Raw genomic sequence first — 23,518 nt, forward strand, 5'->3', positions numbered from 1 at the left:
CCGCCTAACGCCCTTGCCAGGCAGGGCTTTCGACGTAGTGGTTGTCGTAGAGGTCGCTGGTTTCGGCTACGGCTGCCCAGTCGGTTTCGCCTTGGTAGGCGGATTCGAGGAGGCGGTAGTAGCCGAAGCGGGGCTTGGCCTGGGTGAGGACGAAGAGGACTTCGGCGGGGTCCGTGCCGGCGGCCTCGAAGGCGTGGGGCGTGTTCGGCGGGACCAGGAGGAAGTCGCCCTGCGCCAGCGTGACGAGGTCCTCGCCGGTCAGGACGCGGAGCGAGCCGTTCAGGACGAAGAACAATTCGGCGGCCTCGCGGTGCAGGTGCGGGGGAGCGCCTTCCTTGCCGGGCTGGAAGATCGAGCGGTGGCTGGTCAGGTGTCCGTCGGTGTCGGACACGTCGGCCAGCAAGGTCACGCCGCTCGCGGACAGCGTCTCGGCCTCGGCGGCGCGGATCAGTACGGTCATCGGAATCTCCTTATCGAGGATATTGAATGTCCAGAATCAAGGCAGGGCAACAAACAGAGGGGAGCGTCAGAGGTTGGCGAACCTGTTCCTGGTGTTGCCGGGGGCATCGGGGTAGCGGCGGACGACCTCGTCGGCGAGATCCGCGATCGACCGGCCCGCCAGCTCGCGGCGGTAGGTCAGCTCGGCGGCGCGCATCGCCTGCGAGATCACGCAGACCTTGGTGTAGTCGGCCTTCGCGTCCGCGCCGGGGCCTTCCTTGAGGATCTCCGTGCAGCGGAAGGCCTCGTCGGGTCCGTCGATCGCGACGACGATGTCGAGCAGGCTGATGTCGCGCGGGTCGCGGGCCAGCTGGAAACCGCCCTTCGGACCCGACGCCGAGGTGAGGATGCCGGCCCGGGTGAGCGCCTGCAGCTGCTTGTTCAGGTACGCCGTGGGCAGGTTGTAGAAGGCGGCCAGCCGCTTGGCGGTGACCGCCTCGCCGGGGATCCAGCTGAGGTTCACGCAGCTGTGCATCACCCACTCGACGCCCTCGTTCATCTTCATAACCTGGATATTAAATGTCCTGAATATCTGGCGTCAAGAGAGGCCCGGCCACACCGGCCGGGCCTCGAGACGCATGAGTGAGGGATCAGCTGCCGACGCGGCCGCCGTCGCGACGCCAGACGCAGGCGATCGCGGGTCGCGGGAACTTGTCCGTGTGCGGCCAGGTCGAGGTGGGCTTCTCGAAGGTCGCGTCGTCGGTCTCGCCCGGGTGCTGGACGGCGACGAACGCCGTCTTGTCGTCGTCGGACACCAGCGGCCCGCACGCCTCGGCCGCGAACGGCACGGACAGGAACTGCTTGACCTGACCGCGGTTCGGGCCCGCGACCGGGACGGTGAAGATGCCGTCGTTCGAGCCGAGCACGTTGCCGTCGGTGGAGATCCACAGGTTGCCGGAGCCGTCGAACGCGACGTTGTCCGGGCAGGAGATCGGGCTGACCTTCGACTTGTCGAAGCCGCCGAAGTACGTCTCCTGCGCGGCCGGGTCGCCGCAGACCAGGAACAGCGACCAGTTGAACCCGGTCCTGGCCGCGTCGTCGCCCTCCTCGCTGAGTTCGAGGATGTACCCGTTGCGGTTGCCGGCCTTCTCGATCAGCGGACCGTCCAGCTTCTCGCGGACGTGCGAGACCGCCAGCGGGTTCGCCTCGTCGACCGGGAAGCTGCCGCCGCGCTTGTCGTTGTTCGTCAGCGCCGCATAGATGCGGCCGTTGACCGGGTTCCGCTCGACGTCCTCGGGGCGGTCCATCCGGGTCGCGCCGGCCTTGTCCCCGGCGACCCGGGTGTTGATCAGCACCTCCTGCACGGACATGCCGGTGACGTACGACTGCTTGTCCGACGTCAGCGGGATCCACTGGCCGGCGCCGTCGAACACGCCGTCCGTGGTGCCGTCGCCGGTGAACTTGGCGACGTACAGCGTGCCCTCGTCCAGCAGGCCGAAGTTGTTCTTCCGGTTGTCCGGGTCGTACTTGCCGGCCGAGACGAACTTGTAGATGTACTCGCCCTTCTCGTCGTCGCCGGTGTACACCGCGATCCGCCCGTCGGCAGTGATCGTGGTGGTCGCACCCTCGTGCTTGAGGCGGCCGAGCATGGTGCGCTTCTTCGGCGTCGAGCGCGCGTCGTACGGGTCGACCTCGACCACCCAGCCGGACCGGTACACCTCGGTCGGCGTCTTGGTCAGGTCGAAACGCGGGTCGACGATGCTCCACTGCCGCGCGGACTTGGTGACGGTCGTCGGTACGCCGTACCGCTTGTAGGAGTCCACGTGCTCGGCGGGGACCGTGCCGCTCACGTCGTAGTACCCGTTGAAGTTCTCCTCGCCGGACAGGATCGTGCCCCACGGCGTCACGCCGCCGGAGCAGTTCCCGAAGGTGCCGTAGGCAACCTTCCCGACGCGGGCGTCCGCGGCGGCCGGGCCGGTGACCTCGAACTTCGTGGACGCGGTGATCCGGCGGTTGTAGCGGGACAGCTGCTGGTCGCGCCGCCACTGCCCCTTGCTGCCGACGCGCTCGATCTGGACGACGGCCATGCCGTGCGCGGCCATCCCGATCTTCGCGACCTCGGTCGCCGAGTACCGGCCGGTCGGGAACATCAGGTTCTCGTCGGTGTACTCGTGGTTGCAGACCAGCAACGCTTTCCGGTCGTCGCGCAGCGGCACGATCATCGTGTAGTCGTTGTTGTACCCGAACTGCCGCGACTGCGCGTCGGCGGACTGCTTGTCCGGGTCGAACTTCGGCGCGCCCGGCAGCACCGGGTCGCCCCAGCCGATGACCACGGCCTGCTCGTAGCCGCGCGGCACGACGATGTCGTCCTGACGGTTCGGCGGGACGACGCCGTGGGTCAGCTCGCCGCGGTGGCCGAAGCCCGGGAAGTTGCCGTTGCCGGAGCCGCTCCCGGGCCCGTGGCCGACCTGGTCGGCGAGCGCGGGCGCGTTCACGGCCAGCGTGGCCACCCCGGCCGCGCCGACACCGGCCACGCCGATCGCCAGCACCTTGCGGCGGCTGAACGCGGACCGCAGGACGCTCTGGATGTGCTCGTTGCCGGACGTGTTCGGCTCGGGGTGGTCGCACTGGTTGGCGCACTTGTACTCGCAGGTGCGCAGGGAGCGGGAACCGTGGCGGGTGCCGATCTGACTGATCAGCGGCAGAAACTTGGTCACGGCCCGGACGATAGGGACGCTGTGAAATAGCTGAGTGAACTGCGGGTGAACAATCAGACTGCCGCGGCAGTGACCGCGGCGCGCTCGAGGGCGACCGTGCGGCGCCGGTTGTGCATGCTGTCGAAGGTGAACACGGCCAGCGCGAGCCACACCAGCCCGAACCCCAGCCAGCGCATCGGGGTCATGCGCTCGTGGAAGAGCACCAGGCCGAAGACGAACTGCATGATCGGCGCGATGTAGTTCAGCAGCCCGAGCGTCGTCATCGAGCTCCGGGTCGCCGCGGCGCCGAACAGCAGCAGCGGTACGGCGGTGATCGGCCCGGTGAGGATCACCAGCACGAGGTACGCCGTCCCGTGCTGCGTGACCGTCGTGTCGCCGTGTAGCCCGAGCGCGACGATCCCGGCCAGCGCGAACGGTACGACGGTGCCGGACTCGATCGCCATCCCCTCGATCGCGCCGGCGCCGGCCTGCTTCTTGGCCAGCCCGTAGAAGCCGAACGAGAACGTCAGGATGATCGCCACCCACGGCGGCCGCCCGTTCTCGATCGTCAGCCCGGCGACCGCGACGAACGCGATCCCGAGCGCGGTCCACTGGACCGGGCGGAGCTGTTCCTTCAGCACGAAGACCCCGAGCAGGACCGTGAACAGCGGGGTGATGAAGTACCCGAGCGAGGTCTCCACGACGTGGCCGGTGTGCACGCCCCAGATGTACGTCCCCCAGTTCACCGAGATCAGGAACGCCGCCGCGATCAGCGGCCACCGCCGGCGCGGCTCCGCCAGCAGGGCCTTTACCGCGGCGAACTTCCGCAGCACGGCGACCAGGACCGCGATCGTTACCAGCGACCAGAGCACCCGGTGAGCCAGCAGTTCGAGCGGGCCGGACCGGCCGAGAAGCTTCCAGTACAGCGGGAACAGTCCCCAGATCAGGTAGGCGGTGAACCCGTAGATAAACCCTCGTCGCTGTTCCGGCACCCCGCCAGCGTAAACGCCTGACATTCGCATCCCATCACTTTGCTCATTACGTGAGACGGTCGCGGCCCTCCCGCACGGATAGCCTGTGCGCCGACCCGGCCATGAATTGCAGGAGGAATCGGATGGCGCAGTCCCGCGGCAGGCTGATCGACGAGCTGACCGACGACGTCACGCGGACGGCGCTCAGATCGGCCGGCCTCTCGCCGGAGGACCGCGTGCTGGCCGGTGAGCGGGTCCGGCGCGCGATCGCGGCCGAGGCCATGGGGGCGCACGACGACGTGGTCGCGGCAGCGCACGGTGACGACGGCAGCGCCGAGGCCGAGGCGTTCAGCGGCTACGTGCACGGCAGTCCCCAGGACCGGCCCCGGATCGCGGCCGACTCGCCGGCCCGGAAGCTGGCCGTGGAGCTCCTGGCAGCCGCCGACCGGACGAGGTCCATGGACCCGGAACGGGCCGAGCGGGCCCAGGAGTACATCGCACACGCGATCACGACCGCCGCCGAGGCCGCGGCCAGGAAGACGCCCAACGGCCCGTCTCAGGCCCCTGCCGGTACCGCTGCCGGTACCGCTGCCGGCGCGGCGGCTGGTGCCGGCCCGGTCGCTGCTCCGGTGGCCGTGGTCAAAACCGGCCTGGCGGCGACCAAGGCGACTGCCCCACCGGAGCGGCGCGGACCGTCCATCGGCTGACGCGCTGCGTGAGGCCGTTGGTGTGATGCGGTTGGATGGAGGGGTGGACACCAGGAGGCACGCGTGGGTGTGAGGACCGGTCTGGTCTCGGTGACGTTCCGCCAGTTGCCGGTCGACCAGGTGGTGGAGGTGGCGGCGAAGTCCGGGCTCGCGGCGATCGAGTGGGGCGGTGACGTGCATGTGCCGCTCGGCAATCTGGTCAACGCCAAGCGGGTCCGCAACCTGACCGAGGTGCACGGCCTGCAGGTCGCGGCGTACGGGTCGTACCTACGGGCCGGCAGCGTCGACCGCGAGGAGATGCGCTCGGCGATCGCCACCGCGCAGGCCCTCGGCGCGCCCCGGATCCGGGTCTGGGCCGGCAACGTCGGTACGGCGGACGCGGGCGTCGGGGACCGGATGGCGGTCACCCGCGGCCTCGGCGAGCTCGCCGACATGGCCGCCGGCGCCGGGATCGAGATCGCGATGGAGTTCCATCGCAACACGCTCACCGACGAGGTCGACTCGACCATCACGCTGCTGCTCGACGTCGGCGCGCCGAACCTCACGACGTACTGGCAGCCGCCGGTCGACCTCGACGACGCCGCGTGCCTGCAGCAGCTCGAGTCGCTGATGCCGTGGCTGAGCACGGTGCACGTGTTCTCGTGGTGGCCGTCCAACAACCGCCTGCCGCTCGCGGCCCGGGAGTCGCTGTGGCGCCCGGTGCTGGACCGCCTGGCCGCCGAGCCGCGCGAGATCAACGCGCTGCTGGAGTTCGTCGCCGACGACTCACCCGACCAACTCACCAAGGACGCGGCCGACCTGCACAGCTGGGTCTAGTCCTAGTCCTGGTCCTAGTCCGGCAGGTAGATCGCGACGATCAGCGTCCCCTTGGTCGGCTTGCCCTCGGTAACCGTCAACGTGGCCCGCTCGGCCGGCCCGGCGCCGTGGAGGTCCCACCCGACCCCCGTGCTGCCGAGGTCCGGTGCGACACCGGCGCCGGTTTCGGTCTTGCCGACCGTGAGCGCGGCCCGGAACTCGCCGGTGCCGAGCCTCGAGGCTCCGTAGGCCACCGCGTACGGCTGGTCCGCCGGAGTGTCGGTCGCGAGCCGGCGGTCGGGTCCGGGCGCGGTCTTCAGGTCTGCGAGCCGGTACGCGTACCCGCCGATCTCGGTCCGCTCCGGCAGCTCCGTCCCGTCGACGACGCGCTGCTTCCCCTGGAAGTACACGCCCAGCCCCAGCCGGACGTCCGGCGGGACGGCCGGGCCGTTCGGGTGGGTCGGCACGACCCGCGCGACCACGTCGACGGTCTGCCCGGCCGGAACCGGCGAGTCGATCGTCAGGCCGCCGCCGCTCCCGGCGTCGGTGGACCGGGTCTCGCAGGTGGACTCGATCGGCTCCCGGGGCCCGATGCGCAGCGACACCGAGTAGGGCCGGTCGTTGCTGTCCGAGCCCGCGTTCGCGGTGCAGAAGTCGCGCAGCGCCAGCTTGGCTCCGGTCGCGGTGAAGCTGAACCGCACCTCGTCGCGGCCGGGGTCGGCGACCGCCGCTGCGGCCAGAGTGTCGCCGCCGATCGTCCTGCGGTAGACCACGCCGTCCTTGCGGTACGCGTCCGGTTCGGCCGGGGGGATCCGGGCCGGCGCGCCGTTGCCGGTCGGTGGTTCGGGTGATGTCGAGTAGATGCCGAACCAGACCCGGCCGTTCTTCCCGGCCGGCTTGCGGGTCTCCAGGTGGATCACTTCTGCGGTGACCTGGGTCGGCTTGCCGACCGGAGAGGCCAGCCAGAGGGCGGCATCCGGCCCGAGCCGGACGGTGCTGCCCATCGCCCAGGCGGCGGGGCCGGCATCGCAGCCGGCATCGCCGACGAACCACCCGTTGATGTGAAAGCGGACGGCGTACATGCCGTTGTCCGCCTCGCAGTTGGCGTGGATCGCGATCGCGTTCGTGGTCGGGGTCCAGGAGAACGACAGCTTGCTCTGGTCGCGGTCGCCGATCCATGCCTTGAGCAACTTGTCGTTGCCGACCACGCCGGGGACGGTGAGGCCGTCGCGGGTGTAGTCCTGGGGCGGGTTGTCGGCGGGTGCCGGGGTCGAGCGCAGGGTGGGGGCGAGGCCGGCCGCGGCGGCGGCCAGCACGGCCACCACGCCGAGCACGGTGAACGTACGGCGCTGCTTGGTGCGGCGGATCTTCTGCTGGACGCCGGGGAGCAGGTCGTGGCCGTGGTGGTCGGCGGAGTCGGCGCGGGTCGCGAGCTCGTCGCGCAGGTCCTGGAGGTTCATCGCGGCGTCTCCAGATCTGCCGGGGTGGCAATGGCGGGGTCGAGGCGGAGCTTGGCGAGGGCCTTGGCGGTCTGGCTCTTCACGGTGCCGACGGAGCTGCCCATCAGCCGGGCCGTCTCGGCCTCGGTGAGGTCCTCGTAGAAGCGCAGGACGACGACCGCGCGCTGTCGGCGGGGGAGGCGGCCGATGGCGTCCCACAGGTCGAGCCCGTCCTCGTCGCTCGGGGTGGGCGCGTCGGGCAGGTCCTCGGTCGGGATCTCGCCGTTCCAGCGGCGCCGCCACCAGGAGGAGTACGTCGTGACCAGGATCCGCCGGACGTACGGCTCCGGGTTGTCCTCGCGGATCCGGGCCCAGTGGAACCAGGCCTTGGCCAGCGCGGTCTGGACGAGGTCCTCGGCCAGCGCGTGGTCGCGGGTCAGCAGGTAGGCGGTCCGCAGCAGGGCCCGCGAGCGTGCGGCGACGAACCGGTCGAAGGTTTCCGTGCCGTCGCGCACCGCGGTCACCCCCGTCGCCAGTACACCGTCGTCGATGCTCACATCCTGAGGGACCGCCCGGCCATCCCGGAAAGTTGCCTGGCAGTTTGGCGGAAAGTTCCGCCGAGTACTGGTCAAACGGCGGAAAGTGACGGAATGCTGTCCGGGACAGGTTCCTTCACCGCCCCGGAGGTGTCCGATGTCCCTGACCAGGCCGTTACCCCGCTTACTGGCCGTTCTTGTCCTGTTCCTGGCGACGCTGACCACGTCCCAGGTCGTTTCCGCGACCGTCGCCCACGCGGACGGTTGTTACACCTGGGGCCGCACGCTCAGCCAGGGCATGTCCGGCACCGACGTGCGGCAGTTGCAGATCCGCGTTTCCGGCTATCCCGGGTACGGCGCGCACCTGGCGATCGACGGCGAGTTCGGCCCGGCCACGAAGGCCGCCGTGCAGCGCTTCCAGGCGGCGTACGGGCTGGCCCAGGACGGTGTCGCCGGGTCCGCCACGTTCAGCAAGATCTACGCGCTGCAGGACGACGACTGCACGCCGATCCACTTCACCTACGCCGAACTCGACGACGGCTGCGGCGGGTCCGGGTACGACGGCGGTCCGCTGTCCGAGGCGGCGACCAAGGCCAACGCGCTCGAGACCATGTGGCACCTGGAAGCGATGCGGCACGCGCTGGGCGACCAGCCGCTCAGCATCAGCAGCGGTTTCCGCAGCTACTCGTGCAACAGCCAGGTCGGTGGCGCCAGCAACAGCCAGCACCTGTACGGCCGGTCCGCCGACCTCGTCGGCAGCCCGTCGTTCTGCACGCTCGCCAAGCAGGCCCGCTACCACGGCTTCGGCGGCATCTTCGGCCCCGGCTACCCCGGCCACAACGACCACACCCACGTCGACATCCGCACGTCCAACAGCTGGAGCGCCCCGAACTGCGGCATCTAGGTCCTGCCTGGCAATCCAGCCAGGACCTAGTGGCCTGAGGCCCCCGTCCAGTCCAGCGGACGATCCCCGAAGTCGGTCAGCGGCGGTAGCCCGAGCGCTACCGCCGCGGCCAGCCGCTCCCACCCGACCCGGCCGAACGGCTCGCCGCCGTGCGCGAAGTCCCGCTCCAGACCGCGGGCGGCGCTCTCGGCCGCGTCGCGCTCGGCATCGCTGACCAGGCCGGCCGCGTGGGCGTCGGCGAGCTCGTCCCAGTCCTCGGTGCCGATCGTCCCGTCGGTACGCCGGAACGGATCCAGCTCCAGGTCCTCGAAGGTCCATTCCGCCCCGGCCGGCACGGGCGGCGTACTCACGTCCACGTGCAGCAATCCGCTCTGCCGGAAGTACGCGAACCACCAGCCGTCGTGCGGGGCCAGCTGGACGCAGTGCTCGCCTGGCCCGCCCGGCCCGAGCTGAGCCACCTCGCAGAACTCGCCGTCGTTGGAGCGGTACAGGGAACGGGCCGGCGTGTAGAACCAGGTGCCGAAGGCGTCGGTGTCGACCTGGTACGCCGGCCACAGGCCGGAGCCGTGCGGCCGCTTGCGCTTGCGGATGTAGGTCGGATTCACAGCAGCTGGCTCACGGTGTGGATGGTGAGGCCGACGAGGGCGCCGACCACGGTGCCGTTGATGCGGATGAACTGCAGGTCGCGGCCGACGTGCAGCTCGATCCGGGCGGCGGCCTCGCGGCCGTCCCAGCGCTCGATGGTGTCGGAGATGACCGACACGATCTCGCGGCCGTACGTCCGGACGACGTACCCCACGGCCTCGGACGCGCGGGTGTCGACCTTCGCGCGCAATGCCTCGTCGTCCTGGAGCCGCTTGCCGAGATCCTGCAGCGCCCGGATCGCCCGGGCCCGCAGCGTGCTGTCCGGGTCGTTGATCGCCTCGATCAGCGCCGTCCGCATCGCGTCCCAGACCGCGGCCAGGCTCGAGCCCATGTCCGGGTGGGTCAGCATCCGCGCCTTCCACGCCTCGAACCGCGCCATCGTGTCCGGGTCGTGCTGCAGGTCGTCGGCCAGCTGCCCGAGCAGCCGGTCGACGGCGCGGCGGGCCGCATGCGACTGGTTGTCGCGGACGTCGGCCAGCCACGCGAGTGCCTCGCGGTGGATCCGGTCGATCACCAGCCGGTCGACCCACTGCGGTGACCAGCGCGGTGCCCGCGGCCCGACGACGTCGGCCAGCAGGTCCCGGTTGGCGGCCAGCCAGTCGTACGCCTCCTCCAGCAGCAGGTCGAACAGCGCGTGGTGGGCGCCGTCCTCCACCACCGACTCGACGAAGTGCCCGGCGATCGGGCTCAACGGCTCCTTCACGAACCGCGGCAGCAACGACCCGCGGACGAACGCGGTCACGTCCTCGTCGCCGAGCTTCGGCAGCGCCGCTCCGACCGTGCGCGCGCCCTCGGCCACGATCCGCTCGGCGTGGTTCCCGGCGGCCAGCCACTCACCGGCCCGCCGGCTCACCTCGGCCGACCGCATCTTTTCCGAAACGACTTCCTCGGACAGAAAGTTTTCCGTCACGAACTGCTCGAGACTTTCCGCCAGGCTGTCCTTGCGGGTCGGCACGATCGCGGTGTGCGGGATCGGCAGCCCGAGCGGCCGGCGGAACAGCGCCGTCACCGCGAACCAGTCCGCCAGCGCACCCACCATCGCCGCCTCGGCCGCGGCGTTCAGGTACGCCCAGCCGCCCTCGCGGTGCAGGGTCGCCACATAGATCGCCGCGGCCAGCACCAGCAGCGACAACGCCACCGAGCGCATCCGCCGCAGCCCGCGCCGCCGTACCAGGTCGGCGGCGCCCAACGTCAAGGTCGCCATACCTTGATCTAACCAAGTCGACGGTGACGAAACCCTCAGGCAAGAACCTGAGTCGACCCCCGGCGTTCCATCAGCCCCGAGATCCCCGCCAGGACCAGACCGGCCAGCGCGAGGCCGGCGCCCAGGCGGCTCGGCCACTCGTAGCCGTAGCCGGCGGCGAGAACGACGCCGCCGAGCCAGGCGCCGAGCGCGTTGGCGATGTTGAGCGTGGAGTGGTTCAGCGACGCGGCCAGCGACTGGCCCTCGTGGGCGACGTCCATCAGGCGGGTCTGCAACGCGGGCACCAGGATGCTCGCCGAGCAGCCCATCGCGAACACCGCGGCCAGCGCGCCCGGGCGGGTCTGCGCGAGCCAGCCGAACGTTCCGAGGACGACGGCCACCGCGACCAGCCCGCCGTACACGCTGCCCATCAGCGACCGGTCGGCGAGCCGGCCGCCGAGAACCGTGCCGACCGTCATGCCCACGCCGTACACGCCGAGCACGATCGTCACGGCGGACTCGGAGAAACCGGACAGTTCCGTCATCGTCGGCGTGATGTACGAGTAGGTGGCGAACATGCCGCCGAAGCCGACCATCCCGACCAGCAAGGCCATCCACACCTGCGGCCGGGCCAGTGCGCTGAGCTCGCTGCGCACGTTCACGTCGCTCCCGACCGGCTGCGGCGGCACCCAGAACCAGACCGCGACCAGCGTCAGCAACCCCAGGACGCCGACCGCGAGGAACGGCACCTGCCACCCGAGCCGCTGGCCCAGCAAGGTGGTGACCGGTACGCCGATGATGTTCGCGACCGGCAGGCCGACCATCGTCATCGACACCGCGCGGGCCCGCCGGCCCGGCGGCACCATCGAGGCGCCGACGACCGCACCGATCCCGAAGAACGCGCCGTGCGGCAGGCCGGACAGGAACCGCGCGGCCAGCAGGAACTCGTAGCTCGCGGCGAGCGACGACAGCACGTTGCCGGCCACGAACACCGCCATCAGCCCGAGCAGCAGCCGTTTCCGGCCGGTCCGCGCGCCGAGCGCGGCGATCAGCGGAGCGCCGACCACGACGCCCAGCGCGTACGCCGAGACGACGTGCCCGGCCGTCGGGATCGAGATCCGTACGCCGTCCGCGATCTGCGGCAGCAGCCCCATCGTGACGAACTCGGTGGTCCCGATCGCGAATCCGCCGGTGGCCAGCGCGAACAACGCCAGGTTGACGTGCCGCGCCGTGCGCTCGTCAGGAGTGACTGAACTTTTCACACCTGATTGTCGCAAACACGCTGCTGACGGATGTCATGGCGTTGTGAAAGCATCCGGCATGGCCAACTTCGGGGACTACCAGTTGCAGATCTACCTGCAGGGGATGCTGCAGGGGGTGACGCCGGAGATCACGACCGACCTGGCGCGGCTGGAGTCGCAGGCCGCCGGGAAGCTGCCGGCCGAGGCGATGGGCTACATCGTGCCGAGCGCCGGCGAAGGCTCGACCGCGTGGGCCAACCGGGCCGCGTTCGACCGCTGGCGCCTGGTGCCGCGGATGCTCCGCGGCAGCACCGAGCGCGACCTGTCCTGCCGCATCCTCGGGACGTCGATGCCGGCGCCGGTCCTGGTCGCGCCGATCGGCGTCCAGACGCTCGCGCATCCGGACGGCGAGCTGGCGACCGCCCGCGCCGCCGACACCCTCGGCCTCACCTACACGCACTCGACCCAGGCGAGCCACGCGATCGAGCAGATCGAGGCGGCGAACAAGTGGTTCCAGCTGTACTACCCGACCGACCGCGACGTCTGCCTGAGCTTCCTGCAGCGCGCCAAGGCCGCGGGGTACGCCGTCCTCGTGGTCACGCTCGACACCGGGACGATCGGCTGGCGGCCGGCCGACCTGGACCGCGGGTTCCTGCCGTTCCTGAAGGGCGAGGGCCTGGCGAACTACTTCAGCGACCCGGCGTTCCGGGCGAAGCTGGCCAAGCCGATCGACGAGGACGCCGGCGCGGCGGTGATGCACTGGGCGCAGATGTTCCCGAACGTCGGCCTGTCCTGGGACGACCTGTCGTTCCTGCGCGACAACTGGGACGGGCCGATCGTGCTCAAGGGCATCACCCATGTCGAGGACGCCAAGCTCGCGGCCGAGCACGGCGCGGACGGCATCGTGGTGTCGAACCACGGCGGCCGCCAGGTCGACGGCGCGGTCGCGTCACTGGACGCGCTGCCGGCGATCGCGGACGCGGTCGGTGAACAGCTGACGATCCTCTTCGACTCCGGCGTACGCACCGGTGCCGACGCCGCCAAGGCACTCGCCCTCGGCGCCAAGGCCGTCCTGCTCGGGCGTCCGTTGCTCTACGGCCTCGCCCTGGCCGGCCAGGCCGGCGTCGAACACGTCCTCCGCTGCTTCCTCGCCGAGCTCGATCTGACGCTGGCGCTGTCCGGCTACGCCAACCACCGCGAGCTCAACCGCGACGCAGTGGTGCGCAGCTAGCGCAGATAGCACATGTGCTACAGTCGACCTGTGGACGCCCTGGGACTACGAGAGCTGCGACAGCATGCGAGTGACTTGGTGCGCCGGGCCGAAGCCGGCGAGCACTTGCTGATCACGGTGTCCGGCCGGCCGGCCGCCGTGCTCGGGCCACCGGAGCGTGACCACTGGCGGCGTTACGAAGAGATCGCCGACGTCCTGCGTCGACGGACGGACGAGGACTGGGAGTCCGACCGCGAGCTGGTCGACCAGAACCTGGACGACCCCTGGGCGCCGAAGCAATGAGGGCAGTGCTCGACACGAGCGTCCTCATCGAGGGCCTGGATGACCCGGTCGATGCGGAGCTCGCGATCAGCACCATCAGCCTCGCGGAGTTGCACTTCGGTGTGCTGGTCGCGAAGTCGCCAGAGATCCGCGCGAGCAGGCTGCGGCGCCTTGCCGGCATCGAGCGAGCCTTCGACGCGCTGCCGGTGACGGACGCGGTGGCTCGCACCTACGGGGCCTTCGCCGCGACAGTCGCGGCTGCCGGGCGCCGGCCGCGGGCCCGCGCGTTCGATCTCGTCATCGCCGCTACTGCAGCCACGCACGAGGCTGTTCTCTACACCCGCAACCCGAAGGACTTCCTGGGACTCGACGGGCTTGTGGAGGTTGTCGGCCTGTGAAGGCGATCATCTTCGACCTGGACAACACGCTGTTCGATCACACGGGGTGTGCCGTGGCGGGTCTGCGCAGTTGGGTGACGGAGCTCGGGATCGCGCCGACGGACGAGTTGATCGCCGAGTGGTTCGTGATCGAGGAGGACCAGTTCAACCGCTTCCTGGCCGGGGAGCTCACGCACCAGGGCCAGCGGCGCGGGCGGCTCCGCGCGTTCCTCCCGGTGCTCGGGCTGCCGGTCCCGGTGACCGATGCCGAGCTGGACGAGGTGTTCACGGGCTACCTGACGCAGTACACGAACAACTGGATCGCGTACCCCGACGCGCGCCCCGCGCTAGAAGTTGCCCGCAGCAACGGATGGCGGATCGGCGTACTCACGAACGGCAGCACCAGGCAGCAGAACGCGAAGCTGGCGGCGATCGGGCTGGCCGACCTGATCGACGTGGTCTGCACGTCGGAGGCACTCGGCGTCAGCAAGCCCGATCCCTTGGCGTACCAGCGTGTTTGCGAAGCGCTGGGCGTCGAGCCGGGCGAGACGCTGATGATCGGCGACAACCTGGAGCTGGATGTGATCGCAGCGCGGGCCGCCGGGCTGAGCGCGCACCACCTCGACCGTGCGGCGGGCGCCACCCTCACCGAGCTCGTCGGTCGTCAGTAGCCGCGCGAGTCGGCGCCCGGTGACGTCTTGCGCCAGGCGGAGGCCGCCGCCCGGCTGTCCGGCCGGTTGGTGACCGCGCCGGTCGGCGAGGGATACGCGGGGTCGTACGCCGACCCGGTGTCGGCCTGCCGCTCGGCCGGAAGGTGCCGGGACAGCCGCTCCGCGAAGTCGGCCACCGCGGCGATCTCCTCGGGCGGGTAGAAGCGGACCGCCCACCGAGTGCCGGGGAGGTCGTGCCGGACGACCACAGCCGAGTCGTAGGACCCCTCCGGCCGGAACAACTCGTCCGGACCGTCGGCGGGCTTCACCAAGAGGTTCCGCGCCGGGTCCATCGACTTCTGCCCGATCCGGACCGGGTCACCCGGACGGGCCGGCCGGTCGGAGTAGAAGTCCTGGCCGCCGTACACCGGCTTGTCCTGGTCACGGGCATTGCAGGCGTCCCGCACTGCCCGGACGACCTCGCTGCCAGTGAGCGATCGCCCGAAGTGCACCGTCTGCTGGATCGGTTCGCTGCTCTCCGCCATGGCGGAGAACCTCCCACGCGAACGGGTCACCGCCAGGGTGACGCCGTTCGCACGGGTGGATGGTGCCGACCGAGGGTCAGTTCACGGTCCAGGTATCCGAGCCGGTCACGAGGGCCTGCAGGTCGCCGGGGCCCTGGGCTTCCTGGGCGGTGGTGATCTGCTGGCGGACCATGTCGTCGTACGCCGGCCGCTCGACGGACCGGAACACGCCGACCGGCGCGCGGTGCAGGACACCGCCGTCGGTGAGCCGGGACAGCGCGAACGCGTACGCCGGGTCCTCGGTGTGCGCGTCGTGCACGACCAGGTCGGCCTCGCCGTTCGGCAGGTCGGCGATCTCCTTCACCGCCAGCGACGCGAACCCGTCGCGGACCACACCGAGCCGGCCGTCCGTGCCGAACCGGATCGGCTCGCCGTGCACGAGCGGGATGATCGCGTCGTCCCGGGTCTCCGGGTCCTTGAACGCCTCGAACGCGTTGTCGTTGAAGATCGGGCAGTTCTGGTAGATCTCCACGAACGCCGTACCGCGGTGCTCGGCCGCGGCCCGCAGCACCGAGGTCAGGTGCTTGCGGTCGGAGTCGACCGTCCGGGCCACGAACGTGGCCTCCGCGCCGAGCGCCAGCGACACCGGGTTGAACGGGTTGTCCACCGACCCCATCGGCGTCGACTTCGTTACCTTGCCGGGCTCCGACGTCGGCGAGTACTGCCCCTTGGTCAGGCCGTAGATCCGGTTGTTGAACAGCAGGATCTTCAGGTTCACGTTGCGGCGCAGGGTGTGGATCAGGTGGTTGCCGCCGATCGACAGCGCGTCGCCGTCACCGGTCACCACCCACACGCTCAGGTCCGGGCGGGCCGTCGCCAGCCCGGTCGCGATCGCCGGCGCGCGGCCGTGGATCGAGTGCATGCCGTACGTCGACAGGTAGTACGGGAACCGGGACGAGCAGCCGATCCCGGAGACGATCGCGACGTTCTCGCGCTTGATCCCCAGCTCGGGCAGGAAGCCCTGGAAGGCCGCGAGGACGGCGTAGTCACCGCAGCCGGGGCACCAGCGGACCTCCTGGTCCGACACGTACTCCTTGCGGTTCTGCGGTTCGGTCGCGGCCGGGACGCCGCGCAGACCGTTCGGCAGGCTCGGCATGCCGAGCTCCACGGTGCTCATCGTGCTCCCCCTGTCTGCATTCCAGGCTTGAGATGTCCGTTCTGGTCCGCCAGTGCCTCGCCGTGCTTGACGGCGGCCGCGGCCGCCCCCAGGTGGCGGGCGTCGTCGTCGATGCCCTCGGTCTCCTCGACCAGGTTGCCGATCACCTCGGCCAGCTCCGCGGCGCCGAGCGGCATGCCGCGGACCTGCGCGTACGAGACGACGTCGACCAGGTACTTCGAGCGCAGCAGCATCGCCAGCTGGCCGAGGTTCATCTCCGGGACGAGCACCTTGTCGTAGCTGCGAAGCACGTCGCCGAGATTCTCCGGGAACGGGTTCAGGTGCCGCAGGTGCGCCTGCGCGACCTTGCCGCCGACCCGGCGGACCCGGCGGACGCCGGCGCCGATCGGGCCGTACGTCGAACCCCAGCCGAGCACCAGGACCTTCGCCGAACCGTCCGGGTCGTCGACCGCGACCGGCGGGATCGACCGCGCGACCGCGTCCACCTTCGCCTGCCGGGTCCGGATCATCAGGTCGTGGTTGGCCGGGTCGTAGGAGATGTTGCCGGTCTTGTCCTCCTTCTCCAGACCGCCGATCCGGTGGTCCAGGCCCGGCGTACCGGGGACCGCCCAGGCGCGGGCGAGGGTCTCCGGGTCGCGCAGGTAGGGGAGGTACTTCGGTGCGCCGTCGTCGCCGGTCGCGTTCGGCTCGAGGGTGAAGTTCGGCTCGATCGTCGGCAGTTCGTCGACGACCGGGACCTGCCACGGCTCGGAGCCGTTGGCCAGGTAGCCGTCGGACAGCACGATCACCGGCGTCCGGTAGGTGACCGCGATCCGGGCCGCCTCGATCGCGATCGCGAAGCAGTCCGCGGGGGACTGGGCGGCGAGCACCGGCAGCGGCGCCTCGCCGTTGCGGCCGAACATCACCTGCAGCAGGTCGGCCTGCTCGGTCTTGGTCGGCATCCCGGTCGAGGGGCCGGCGCGCTGGATGTCGCAGACGACCAGCGGCAGCTCGAGCATCACGCCGAGGCCGATCGTCTCGGACTTCAGGCTGATCCCCGGACCGGACGACGTGGTGACGCCGAGCGCCCCGCCGAACGACGCGCCCAGGGCGGCGCCGACACCGGCGATCTCGTCCTCGGCCTGGATCGTGGTGACGTTGAACCGCTTGAGCTTGGACAGCTCGTGCAGCACGTCGGAGGCCGGCGTGATCGGGTAGGCGCCGAGGACCAGCGGCAGGCCGGCCCGCTGCGCGCCCGCCACCAGGCCGTACGCCAGCGCGAGGTTGCCGGAGATGTTCCGGTAGGTGCCGGCGGCCATGCTGGCCGGCTTCACCTCGTACCGGACCGAGAACTCCTCCGCGGTCTCGCCGAAGTTGTAGCCCGCGCGGAAGGCCGCGATGTTCGCGTCCCGGATGTCCGGCTTGCTCGCGAACTTGGTCTCCAGGAACGTGATCGTCGACTCGACCGGCCGCTGGAACAGCCAGGACACCAGGCCGAGCGCGTACATGTTCTTCGCCCGGGACGCGTCCTTGCGGCTCAGCCCGAACTCCTTGACCGACTCCACCGTCATGCCGGTCAGGTTCAGGGCGACCACGTGGTACGCGTCCAGCTCGCCGGTCTCCAGCGGGTTCTCGTCGTACCCGATCCGCTTCAGGTTGCGCGCGGTGAAGTCGGCGGTGTCGACGATCAGGGTCCGGCCGCGCGGCACGTCCTTGAGGTTCGCCTTCAGCGCCGCCGGGTTCATCGCGATCAGCACGTCGGGTGCGTCACCCGGCGTGAGGATGTCGTGGTCGGCGAAGTGCAGTTGGAAGGAGCTGACGCCCGGCAGGGTTCCGGCTGGTGCCCGGATCTCTGCGGGGAAGTTGGGCAACGTCGACAGATCATTGCCGAACGATGCCGTTTCCGCTGTGAACCTGTCCCCCGTGAGCTGCATCCCGTCGCCGGAGTCGCCGGCGAAGCGGATCACCACGCGGTCGAGCTGCTTGACCTCGATGGTCACTGTTCTGTTCATCTCCAAGTCGAAGCTTGGGTCGGTCTGCCGTTTCGTGGACGACAGGTCGATCCCCCCAGTCCAGGGCGATAACCCCAATATTAGTTCGCCCTTAGTACGGAACCATGCGGAAGCCCCGGTGGTCCACAGCCTGGGACGCGGTGTTAGGGACCGCGCCGATGCGATACGGGTCACGTGTCACGGTGCGCAAGCGCTCGCTTGCGATCCGGAGTGAGAACCGGCAGGGTGTCGTCATCTGGTTGTGACTTCAGGGAGTTGCTTCATGCGCCGTGTGCTGATCGGGTTGCTGTCCTTGCTCCTCCTGGGCTGCGTCGCCCCGATCGCCGCGGCGGAGAGCACGTCGACCTCACCGGCGCGGACCGCGAAGATCTACAGCATCCGGACCACCGACGCGACCAAGGGCGTGATCACCGTCGTCGGGACTCTGTCGCCGGCGCCCGCCACCGGGACCAGGATTCCGCTGCACCAGTGGGTCCCGTCCCTGAAGCGCTGGCAGGAGGTCGCCCACGGGTACTCGTCGGGCGGCAGCGTGACGATCACCACGGTGCAGCCCGGCTCGGTCCGCACGTACCGGATCGCGATCGGCCCGCAGGCGCCGTACACCGCGGCCATCTCGCCGATGATCAGCTTCAAGCACTACGTGTGGCGGGGCATGTTCAAGAAGGGCCTGGTGCGCGCGGGCGGGGTAGGGCAGCCGCAGTTCAGCGTCGTACCGCCGGCGGAGGGCCCGCGGCGGTCCGAGGCCGACCTCTTGGCGAACCAGGGTGGGTACGTGTGGGGCGAGGTCGACGCGACCGGCTGCCGGTACTCGCGGAACTGGCTCGGCAACCTCACCGACGGGCTGGTCCGGGTGTCGCTGCACAACGGGACGACGGCGCTGACGTCGGTCCGGATGCAGCAGGAGACCGAGACCTGGCTGAACTACGACATCTCGGGTGTGACGCGGTTGCGGCTGCAGGTCGCGGACGTCCGCTCCGGCTACGGCCCGTACGTCGCGGTCGACTCCCTGCTGCTCTGCACCAACTAGACTCTTGCCCGTGTCGGACAGCTATGGCGTCATCGCCGCGGTGGTCGCGCTCGGCCTCGTCGGGCTGCTCGGCGCGTTCGCGCTGAACAAGGCGCTGACGGTCACGTATCCGACCGAGGGCAAGCTCAAGACGTACGAGTCGGGTGTCGACCCGGTCGGCGAAGGCTGGGCGCAGGTCCACATCCGGTACTACCTGTTCGCGTACCTCTACGTGATCTTCGCCGTGGACGCGATCTACCTCTTCCCGTGGGCGACCATCTTCGACACCCTCGGCTTCGCCACGCTGGTCGAGATGTTCATCTTCCTGGCCTTCGTGGCGGTCGGCCTCCTGTACGCCTACCGCAAGGGCATCCTGCGCTGGACCTGAGCGAGCGCGGCGGCGATCGCCCAGTCCTGGCAGCCGATACCTACTGATTTGAAGACCGTGCGGCCGGTCGGGGTGGGTGGGTCGGCGAGGGCGGTGCCCAGCTCGAGCAGGTCGGCCGTGGTGAGCGTGCCGGAGTCGACGGCGTCGATGATTTCGCCGGACTCCTCGAGGGCGGCTTCGCGCTGGTCGACGAGGACCGTGCTGGCCGAGGCCAGGAGGTCGCGGGGGAGTTCGCGCATGGTGGGGCGGAAGGCGCCGATCGCGTTGACGTGGACGGTGGCGGGCAAGGCGTCGGCGGTGAAGAGCGGAGTACTCGACGAGGTGGCGCAGCAGACGACGTGCGCGTCCGCGACCGACTCGCCGACGTCCGTGCTCGACGTGAACCCCACGGCGGGGAACTCGGCCGCAAGCTCAGCTGCCAGCGCCGCGGCGCGGTCGGCCGAGCGGCCGGTCACGGTGACGTCGGCGATCGGGCGGACGGCGAGCACCGCGCGGACCTGATCCGGTGCCTGCGCGCCGGACCCGATGACGGTCAGACGGGTCGCGTCGGACGGCGCGAGCAGATCGGTCGCGACACCGACGACCGCACCCGTCCGCAACGTCGTGATCGAGCTGCCCTCCGCGACCAGTTGCTCGCCGCGGCCGGTCCAGATCACGGTCGCGCGGATCGCCGGCAGTTGGTCCAGCGCGATCCCGATCTTCTTCACCACCGCGGTGCCGGTCGGGGAGTGGTACGCCGACATCACCAGCACCGCGCCGTCGCCGAAGATCTGCCGCGGCGGCAGCACGAAGTTTCCTTCCGCGAGCTCGCGGAACGCGTCCCGCACCGCGTCGATCGCCGCGCTCATCGGCACGGCCCGGCGGACGTCGTCAGCAGACAGCACTCTCACCGGCCCGAGCATATTCTCCGACCCTGTCCTCGCGGGGGTCGATAACTGAGAGTATTTGCAGTTTCTGGCGCGCGGACTCGTTGCCCGATCACCGTTTGTGTTTGCTCCGTGCAACAAAACGTGAGCTTGAAGCGCTGGTATTGACGGAATGCGTACAGCCGGTCGCCAAGCGCCGCTATCGGAGTTATGGTGATTACTCGGGGGAACGGGGCGAGTACGTGGCGGTGAGGCTATGTCGTGGCAACTGTGGGTAGTGATGGCACTGGCGGCGGCCGGGCTCGTGCTGCTGGCCGCAGCGCGGATGCGACACGCCCGCAAGGTCTTCGACGACATCACCGATCTCGAGCGGCCCGCGCCGACCCCCGCCGAGCCGGCCGCTCAGCGTGACGAGCTGGCCCGGGCCCGCGCCCGCCACCTGTACCCCCAGCCCGACCGCCGCCGCAGCCACGGCTGACCGCACCGTCGGCTGACCACAGCCTCGGCCGGTGGTGTCAGTCGTCGCCGAGCAACCCGTCGCGGCGAGCCACGGCTGCCGCCTCCGTACGGGAGCGGACGCCCAGCTTCGCGAGGATGTTGGACACGTGCACGCTGACCGTCTTCTCGGAGATGTACAGCTCCCGCGCCAGCTGTCGGTTCGTGCGTCCTTCGGCGAGCAACCGCAGCACCTCGGTCTCGCGTGAGGTCAGCGCACTCGCGCCACCGGTCTCGGCGCCACCGGCCTCCTCCAGGAGCGGACGGGAGGTCAGCTCGCGCCCGACCTCGGCGGCCAGTGCGGTCTGCTCGTTCGCCTCGCCGACCCGACCCGCGGCGCGTAGGGCGGCCGACAACCGGATCCTTGACCAGGCCTGCTCGAACACGTACCCATACCCGAAGGCGTCGGTCGTCCGCTGCCAGGAGGCGACGTGCTCCTCCGGTGTCGGCGCGTCGATTCCGGCCAGCCAGCGCAGCCGGTCCCACTCCGACTCCAGCCGGGCCAGCCAGGCGAGCCCTTCGACGCCCATCAGGCGTCCGGGCGGCAGGCCCTTCTCCGCGGTCGACTGCCCGAGCGACACCAGCTCGGCGCCGCGCGCGACCAGCTCCGCCGCGGCCGTCGGCTCGCTGACCGCGCGGTGGCACAGCAGTTGCAGCCCGAGCGTCGAGAACCGGATGCGCCCGAGGAACCACTCGCTCTGGAACACGTCGGCGCACAAGACGGACACGTCGGCGATCAGCTTCTCGGCCTCGGCCGGCTTGTCGAGCGCCCGGTACGCGTCGACGGCCGGCTGCAACCCGATGATCGGCAGCATCACGTCGAGGTCCCACCACTTCCGGGACAGCTCGAACTCCTCCGCGACCGCGGTGTCGCCGCGCCCGCCGCGAACCGAGAACTCCACCGCCCGCAGCGCGGCCGCGGCCGCCGCCGGCGTCATCGCGTCCGTCCGGGCGGTCGCCGCCGCCGCGTCCCACTCGCCGAGCATGAACTGGGTCAGCGCCAGCATCCGGCGCGCATCGAACCCGTACGCCGCCCACTGCCGGCCGAGCTCGCCGGCCCGCTTGGTCGCGAACGACAACGCGGCCTTCGCGTTCAGCAGGTCGCCCTGGTCGTAGTGCGTCGACCCGACCAGGAACCGGCTCCGCACCTCCGCGGCCGGATCGCCGATGAGCTGGGCCCGGACGGCGGCCTCCTCGAGCTGCTTCACCGCGGTCTCGGGGTCACCGGCCCGGCGACGCAGCTGCGCCAGCGTGATCCCGGCGTCGCTGGCCGCGGACTCCTGGCCGGCGTCGCGGGCGATCTCGAGCGCCTTGTGCGCCCAGCGCTCCGCCTCCATCGGACGGCCGAGCGCGTCGGACACCCGTGCGTACAGCGAGGCGACCTGCGCCTTGAAGACGCTGGCCGGCTCGTCCTGGACCAGTTTGAGCGCCTGCGTGATGGCCTCGTTGGCCTCCTGGTCCTGGTCGATCACCAGGGCGATGTCGGCCAGCGGCAGCAGTAGTTGCGCCCGCTCCAGCTTCGGCGCGTCCGGCGGCAGGTCGGCGAGAGCCTTGCGCAGGATCTTCACCGCACGCAGGTGCTGGGACGACAGGGTCGCCGCGGTCGCGGTCCGGACGATCAGCGACGTCTTGTCGATCGCGTGGTCGGCGGCCCGGTTCGGGAACAGCTCCAGGGCGAGCTCGTAGTGCTTCAACGCGTCCTGCGGCGCGGCCACCGAGATGGCCTCCTCGCCCGCCCGGACCCGGGCCTCGAACGCGACCGGCAGGTTGTGCGAGCGCGTGGCGTGCCCCGCGAGCTCGGCCGCCGTCCCCGCGACGGTCTGGTCCTTGAGCGCCTGGACGTACGCCGAGTGCAGGCGGACCCGCTCGCCCGGCAGGAGGTCGTCGTACACGGCCTCGGCGAGGAGGGCGTGGCGGAAGTAATACCGATCGCTGGTGGGCTGGTCGATGATGTGCGCGTCGATCAGCTCGCGCAACGCCTCGTCGAGCTCGCGGTCGGGGAGATCCGCGACCGCCGTCAGCAGGGTGTGCGGGACCCGGCGGCCGGCGACCGCGATCACCCGCGCGACCTGGCGGGCGTCGTCGGACAGCGGATCCAGGCGGACCAGCAGGAGGTCGGCGAGATCGGGCGGCACGACGTCGCCGTCGCCCATCGAGGCCGCGGCGGCGAGCTCCTCGGTGAAGAACGCGTTGCCGCCGGCGCGCTCGAGGATGCGGCGCTCCTCGACGGCCGTCAGCGGGTTGCTGAGCAGCGAGTGCAGCAGCGTGCGGGCCTCGTCGGCGTCGAGGGGGAGCAGGTTCACCCGGCGGACCCGGGGGTTGCGGGACCACTCGGCGATCGGGCGGCGCAGCGGGTGCCGGCGGTGCAGGTCGTCGCTGCGGTACGACACCACGAGCGCCAGGCGCTGCGAGGTCAGGCGGGTGATCAGGAAACCGATCAGGTCCCGGGTCGAGTCGTCGGCCCAGTGCGCGTCCTCGATGATCACCAGCTGCGGCTCGCTGGTGGCGAGCGCGGTGAACGCGCCGAGGACGGCGTCGAACAGCGCGGCGCGGTCGAGCTGGCCCTCCTGCGGCGCCGGCTGGGCGCTCAGCAGGCGGTGCGCGGGCAGCAGCCGGCCGATCGCCGGGAAGTTCCGCAGCACGCCCTCGACGAGGTCGGGGCGGTCGCCGGCCAGCCGGCCGAAGATCTCCGAGAACGGCTGGTAGGGCAGGCCGGCGTCGCCGAAGTCGGTGCAGTGCCCGACCAGCACGCCGAACCCGCGCTCGTGCGCGCCGGTGGCCACCTCGTCCAGCAGCCGGGTCTTGCCGACGCCGGCGTCACCGGACAGCACAACGGCGCCGGCGCGACGCGTCTTGGCGTCGTCCACGGCGCTGAGCAGGGCGGCCATCTCGGTCGAGCGGCCGACGAGAGGTGTCGAGTTCCAGGGCACGTCGTCCATCTTCGCCCCTGGCGCCGACACAAATCGACGGCATCCCGTCCGGTGCTGTCTCCCGGTC

24 protein-coding genes are annotated in these 23,518 nt (G+C 70.6%); 10 read left to right on the forward strand and 14 right to left on the reverse strand.

The window, feature by feature from the left end; translation table 11 throughout:
• Positions 1-4 precede the first annotated feature (4 nt).
• From ABZW60_RS29380 to rarD, 4 genes are all read right to left on the reverse strand, one after another.
• Positions 5-460: a cupin domain-containing protein gene (locus tag ABZW60_RS29380; RefSeq protein ID WP_355482233.1), complete on the reverse strand. Its 456-nt coding sequence runs from the start codon at positions 458-460 to the stop codon at positions 5-7.
• Positions 461-526: 66 nt separating this feature from the next.
• Positions 527-1,003 carry an Rrf2 family transcriptional regulator gene (locus ABZW60_RS29385; protein WP_355482235.1) on the reverse strand — a complete coding sequence of 159 codons (477 nt, stop codon included), beginning with the start codon at positions 1,001-1,003 and terminating at the stop codon, positions 527-529.
• A gap of 85 nt (positions 1,004-1,088) precedes the next feature.
• Positions 1,089-3,155: a PhoX family phosphatase gene (locus ABZW60_RS29390; RefSeq protein WP_355482237.1), complete on the reverse strand. Its 2,067-nt coding sequence runs from the start codon at positions 3,153-3,155 to the stop codon at positions 1,089-1,091.
• Between the two features lie 53 nt (positions 3,156-3,208).
• Positions 3,209-4,126, reverse strand: coding sequence for an EamA family transporter RarD (gene rarD, locus ABZW60_RS29395; RefSeq protein WP_355482239.1), 918 nt, complete (start codon positions 4,124-4,126; stop codon positions 3,209-3,211).
• 122 nt (positions 4,127-4,248) lie between these two features.
• Here rarD and ABZW60_RS29400 point away from each other — a divergent pair, with 122 nt between their 5' ends.
• The gene (locus ABZW60_RS29400; protein ID WP_355482241.1) at positions 4,249-4,812 is read left to right on the forward strand and encodes a hypothetical protein; all 564 of its coding nucleotides are present in this window, start codon (positions 4,249-4,251) and stop codon (positions 4,810-4,812) included.
• A gap of 63 nt (positions 4,813-4,875) precedes the next feature.
• Positions 4,876-5,628, forward strand: a complete 753-nt coding sequence (locus ABZW60_RS29405; protein ID WP_355482243.1) for a TIM barrel protein — start codon at positions 4,876-4,878, stop codon at positions 5,626-5,628.
• 14 nt (positions 5,629-5,642) lie between these two features.
• Here ABZW60_RS29405 and ABZW60_RS29410 read toward each other — a convergent pair whose 3' ends face one another.
• Positions 5,643-7,067: a hypothetical protein gene (locus ABZW60_RS29410; RefSeq protein WP_355482244.1), complete on the reverse strand. Its 1,425-nt coding sequence runs from the start codon at positions 7,065-7,067 to the stop codon at positions 5,643-5,645.
• Positions 7,064-7,603, reverse strand: a complete 540-nt coding sequence (locus tag ABZW60_RS29415; RefSeq protein ID WP_355482246.1) for a SigE family RNA polymerase sigma factor — start codon at positions 7,601-7,603, stop codon at positions 7,064-7,066. The genes ABZW60_RS29410 and ABZW60_RS29415 overlap by 4 nt, the downstream gene beginning before the upstream one ends.
• A 136-nt stretch (positions 7,604-7,739) precedes the next feature.
• Here ABZW60_RS29415 and ABZW60_RS29420 point away from each other — a divergent pair, with 136 nt between their 5' ends.
• Positions 7,740-8,486 (forward strand): D-Ala-D-Ala carboxypeptidase family metallohydrolase, encoded by a 747-nt coding sequence (locus ABZW60_RS29420; RefSeq protein WP_355482248.1) that lies wholly within the window; start codon positions 7,740-7,742, stop codon positions 8,484-8,486.
• A gap of 26 nt (positions 8,487-8,512) precedes the next feature.
• On the opposite strand, the gene ABZW60_RS29425 is transcribed toward ABZW60_RS29420, so the two are convergent.
• From ABZW60_RS29425 to ABZW60_RS29435, 3 genes are read right to left on the reverse strand one after another with little or no spacing between them, the layout of a single operon-like run.
• Positions 8,513-9,091 (reverse strand): DUF402 domain-containing protein, encoded by a 579-nt coding sequence (locus ABZW60_RS29425; RefSeq protein WP_355482249.1) that lies wholly within the window; start codon positions 9,089-9,091, stop codon positions 8,513-8,515.
• Complete coding sequence (locus ABZW60_RS29430; RefSeq protein WP_355482251.1) at positions 9,088-10,335, reverse strand: DUF445 domain-containing protein; 1,248 nt, start codon at positions 10,333-10,335, stop codon at positions 9,088-9,090. The genes ABZW60_RS29425 and ABZW60_RS29430 overlap by 4 nt, the downstream gene beginning before the upstream one ends.
• Before the next feature lie 35 nt (positions 10,336-10,370).
• On the reverse strand, positions 10,371-11,576 hold the full coding sequence (locus ABZW60_RS29435) for an MFS transporter (protein ID WP_355482253.1): 1,206 nt from the start codon (positions 11,574-11,576) through the stop codon (positions 10,371-10,373).
• Positions 11,577-11,634: 58 nt separating this feature from the next.
• Between ABZW60_RS29435 and ABZW60_RS29440 the strand changes: the two genes are divergently transcribed.
• From ABZW60_RS29440 to ABZW60_RS29455, 4 genes are read left to right on the forward strand one after another with little or no spacing between them, the layout of a single operon-like run.
• Entirely contained in the window at positions 11,635-12,786 is a 1,152-nt protein-coding gene (locus ABZW60_RS29440) for an alpha-hydroxy-acid oxidizing protein (RefSeq protein ID WP_355482255.1), read from the forward strand.
• A gap of 30 nt (positions 12,787-12,816) precedes the next feature.
• Positions 12,817-13,068, forward strand: coding sequence for a type II toxin-antitoxin system prevent-host-death family antitoxin (locus tag ABZW60_RS29445; protein ID WP_355482257.1), 252 nt, complete (start codon positions 12,817-12,819; stop codon positions 13,066-13,068).
• Positions 13,065-13,445 (forward strand): PIN domain-containing protein, encoded by a 381-nt coding sequence (locus ABZW60_RS29450; RefSeq protein WP_355482259.1) that lies wholly within the window; start codon positions 13,065-13,067, stop codon positions 13,443-13,445. Before ABZW60_RS29445 ends, ABZW60_RS29450 begins: the two co-directional genes overlap by 4 nt.
• Complete coding sequence (locus ABZW60_RS29455) at positions 13,442-14,095, forward strand: HAD family hydrolase (RefSeq protein WP_355482261.1); 654 nt, start codon at positions 13,442-13,444, stop codon at positions 14,093-14,095. Before ABZW60_RS29450 ends, ABZW60_RS29455 begins: the two co-directional genes overlap by 4 nt.
• On the opposite strand, the gene ABZW60_RS29460 is transcribed toward ABZW60_RS29455, so the two are convergent.
• The 3 genes from ABZW60_RS29460 to ABZW60_RS29470 form a co-directional block, all read right to left on the reverse strand.
• Positions 14,089-14,619 (reverse strand): hypothetical protein, encoded by a 531-nt coding sequence (locus ABZW60_RS29460; protein WP_355482263.1) that lies wholly within the window; start codon positions 14,617-14,619, stop codon positions 14,089-14,091. The genes ABZW60_RS29455 and ABZW60_RS29460 overlap by 7 nt on opposite strands.
• A gap of 76 nt (positions 14,620-14,695) precedes the next feature.
• Positions 14,696-15,775 (reverse strand): 2-oxoacid:ferredoxin oxidoreductase subunit beta, encoded by a 1,080-nt coding sequence (locus ABZW60_RS29465; protein WP_355482265.1) that lies wholly within the window; start codon positions 15,773-15,775, stop codon positions 14,696-14,698.
• The gene (locus ABZW60_RS29470; RefSeq protein WP_355482267.1) at positions 15,772-17,766 is read right to left on the reverse strand and encodes a 2-oxoacid:acceptor oxidoreductase subunit alpha; all 1,995 of its coding nucleotides are present in this window, start codon (positions 17,764-17,766) and stop codon (positions 15,772-15,774) included. Before ABZW60_RS29470 ends, ABZW60_RS29465 begins: the two co-directional genes overlap by 4 nt.
• Positions 17,767-18,028: 262 nt before the next feature.
• Here ABZW60_RS29470 and ABZW60_RS29475 point away from each other — a divergent pair, with 262 nt between their 5' ends.
• On the forward strand, positions 18,029-18,793 hold the full coding sequence (locus ABZW60_RS29475; protein WP_355482269.1) for a hypothetical protein: 765 nt from the start codon (positions 18,029-18,031) through the stop codon (positions 18,791-18,793).
• 10 nt (positions 18,794-18,803) lie between these two features.
• On the forward strand, positions 18,804-19,160 hold the full coding sequence (locus tag ABZW60_RS29480) for an NADH-quinone oxidoreductase subunit A (protein WP_355482271.1): 357 nt from the start codon (positions 18,804-18,806) through the stop codon (positions 19,158-19,160).
• Here the strand turns inward: ABZW60_RS29480 and ABZW60_RS29485 are convergent.
• Entirely contained in the window at positions 19,130-20,050 is a 921-nt protein-coding gene (locus tag ABZW60_RS29485; RefSeq protein WP_355482273.1) for an ornithine cyclodeaminase family protein, read from the reverse strand. The two genes, ABZW60_RS29480 and ABZW60_RS29485, sit on opposite strands and share 31 nt — an antisense overlap.
• Positions 20,051-20,282: 232 nt before the next feature.
• Here ABZW60_RS29485 and ABZW60_RS29490 point away from each other — a divergent pair, with 232 nt between their 5' ends.
• Positions 20,283-20,504 carry a hypothetical protein gene (locus tag ABZW60_RS29490; protein WP_355482275.1) on the forward strand — a complete coding sequence of 74 codons (222 nt, stop codon included), beginning with the start codon at positions 20,283-20,285 and terminating at the stop codon, positions 20,502-20,504.
• A 37-nt stretch (positions 20,505-20,541) separates the two neighbouring features.
• Here ABZW60_RS29490 and ABZW60_RS29495 read toward each other — a convergent pair whose 3' ends face one another.
• Entirely contained in the window at positions 20,542-23,460 is a 2,919-nt protein-coding gene (locus tag ABZW60_RS29495) for an AAA family ATPase (protein WP_355482277.1), read from the reverse strand.
• Positions 23,461-23,518: the final 58 nt, after the last annotated feature.

Source organism: Kribbella sp. NPDC003557, from assembly GCF_040610805.1.
Classification (GTDB): Bacteria; Actinomycetota; Actinomycetes; order Propionibacteriales; family Kribbellaceae; genus Kribbella.

What these genes read in the sequence shown, in the direction of transcription:
- ABZW60_RS29385 (WP_355482235.1), bottom strand. Translation starts at nt 1,003, where the DNA reads ATGAAGATGAACGAGGGCGTCGAGTGGGTGATGCACAGCTGCGTGAAC.
- ABZW60_RS29450 (WP_355482259.1), top strand. Translation starts at nt 13,065, where the DNA reads ATGAGGGCAGTGCTCGACACGAGCGTCCTCATCGAGGGCCTGGATGAC.
- ABZW60_RS29430 (WP_355482251.1), bottom strand. Translation starts at nt 10,335, where the DNA reads ATGGCGACCTTGACGTTGGGCGCCGCCGACCTGGTACGGCGGCGCGGG.
- ABZW60_RS29400 (WP_355482241.1), top strand. Translation starts at nt 4,249, where the DNA reads ATGGCGCAGTCCCGCGGCAGGCTGATCGACGAGCTGACCGACGACGTC.
- ABZW60_RS29440 (WP_355482255.1), top strand. Translation starts at nt 11,635, where the DNA reads ATGGCCAACTTCGGGGACTACCAGTTGCAGATCTACCTGCAGGGGATG.
- ABZW60_RS29410 (WP_355482244.1), bottom strand. Translation starts at nt 7,067, where the DNA reads ATGAACCTCCAGGACCTGCGCGACGAGCTCGCGACCCGCGCCGACTCC.
- ABZW60_RS29475 (WP_355482269.1), top strand. Translation starts at nt 18,029, where the DNA reads ATGCGCCGTGTGCTGATCGGGTTGCTGTCCTTGCTCCTCCTGGGCTGC.
- ABZW60_RS29490 (WP_355482275.1), top strand. Translation starts at nt 20,283, where the DNA reads ATGTCGTGGCAACTGTGGGTAGTGATGGCACTGGCGGCGGCCGGGCTC.
- ABZW60_RS29380 (WP_355482233.1), bottom strand. Translation starts at nt 460, where the DNA reads ATGACCGTACTGATCCGCGCCGCCGAGGCCGAGACGCTGTCCGCGAGC.
- ABZW60_RS29465 (WP_355482265.1), bottom strand. Translation starts at nt 15,775, where the DNA reads ATGAGCACCGTGGAGCTCGGCATGCCGAGCCTGCCGAACGGTCTGCGC.
- ABZW60_RS29460 (WP_355482263.1), bottom strand. Translation starts at nt 14,619, where the DNA reads ATGGCGGAGAGCAGCGAACCGATCCAGCAGACGGTGCACTTCGGGCGA.
- ABZW60_RS29495 (WP_355482277.1), bottom strand. Translation starts at nt 23,460, where the DNA reads ATGGACGACGTGCCCTGGAACTCGACACCTCTCGTCGGCCGCTCGACC.
- ABZW60_RS29470 (WP_355482267.1), bottom strand. Translation starts at nt 17,766, where the DNA reads ATGAACAGAACAGTGACCATCGAGGTCAAGCAGCTCGACCGCGTGGTG.
- ABZW60_RS29420 (WP_355482248.1), top strand. Translation starts at nt 7,740, where the DNA reads ATGTCCCTGACCAGGCCGTTACCCCGCTTACTGGCCGTTCTTGTCCTG.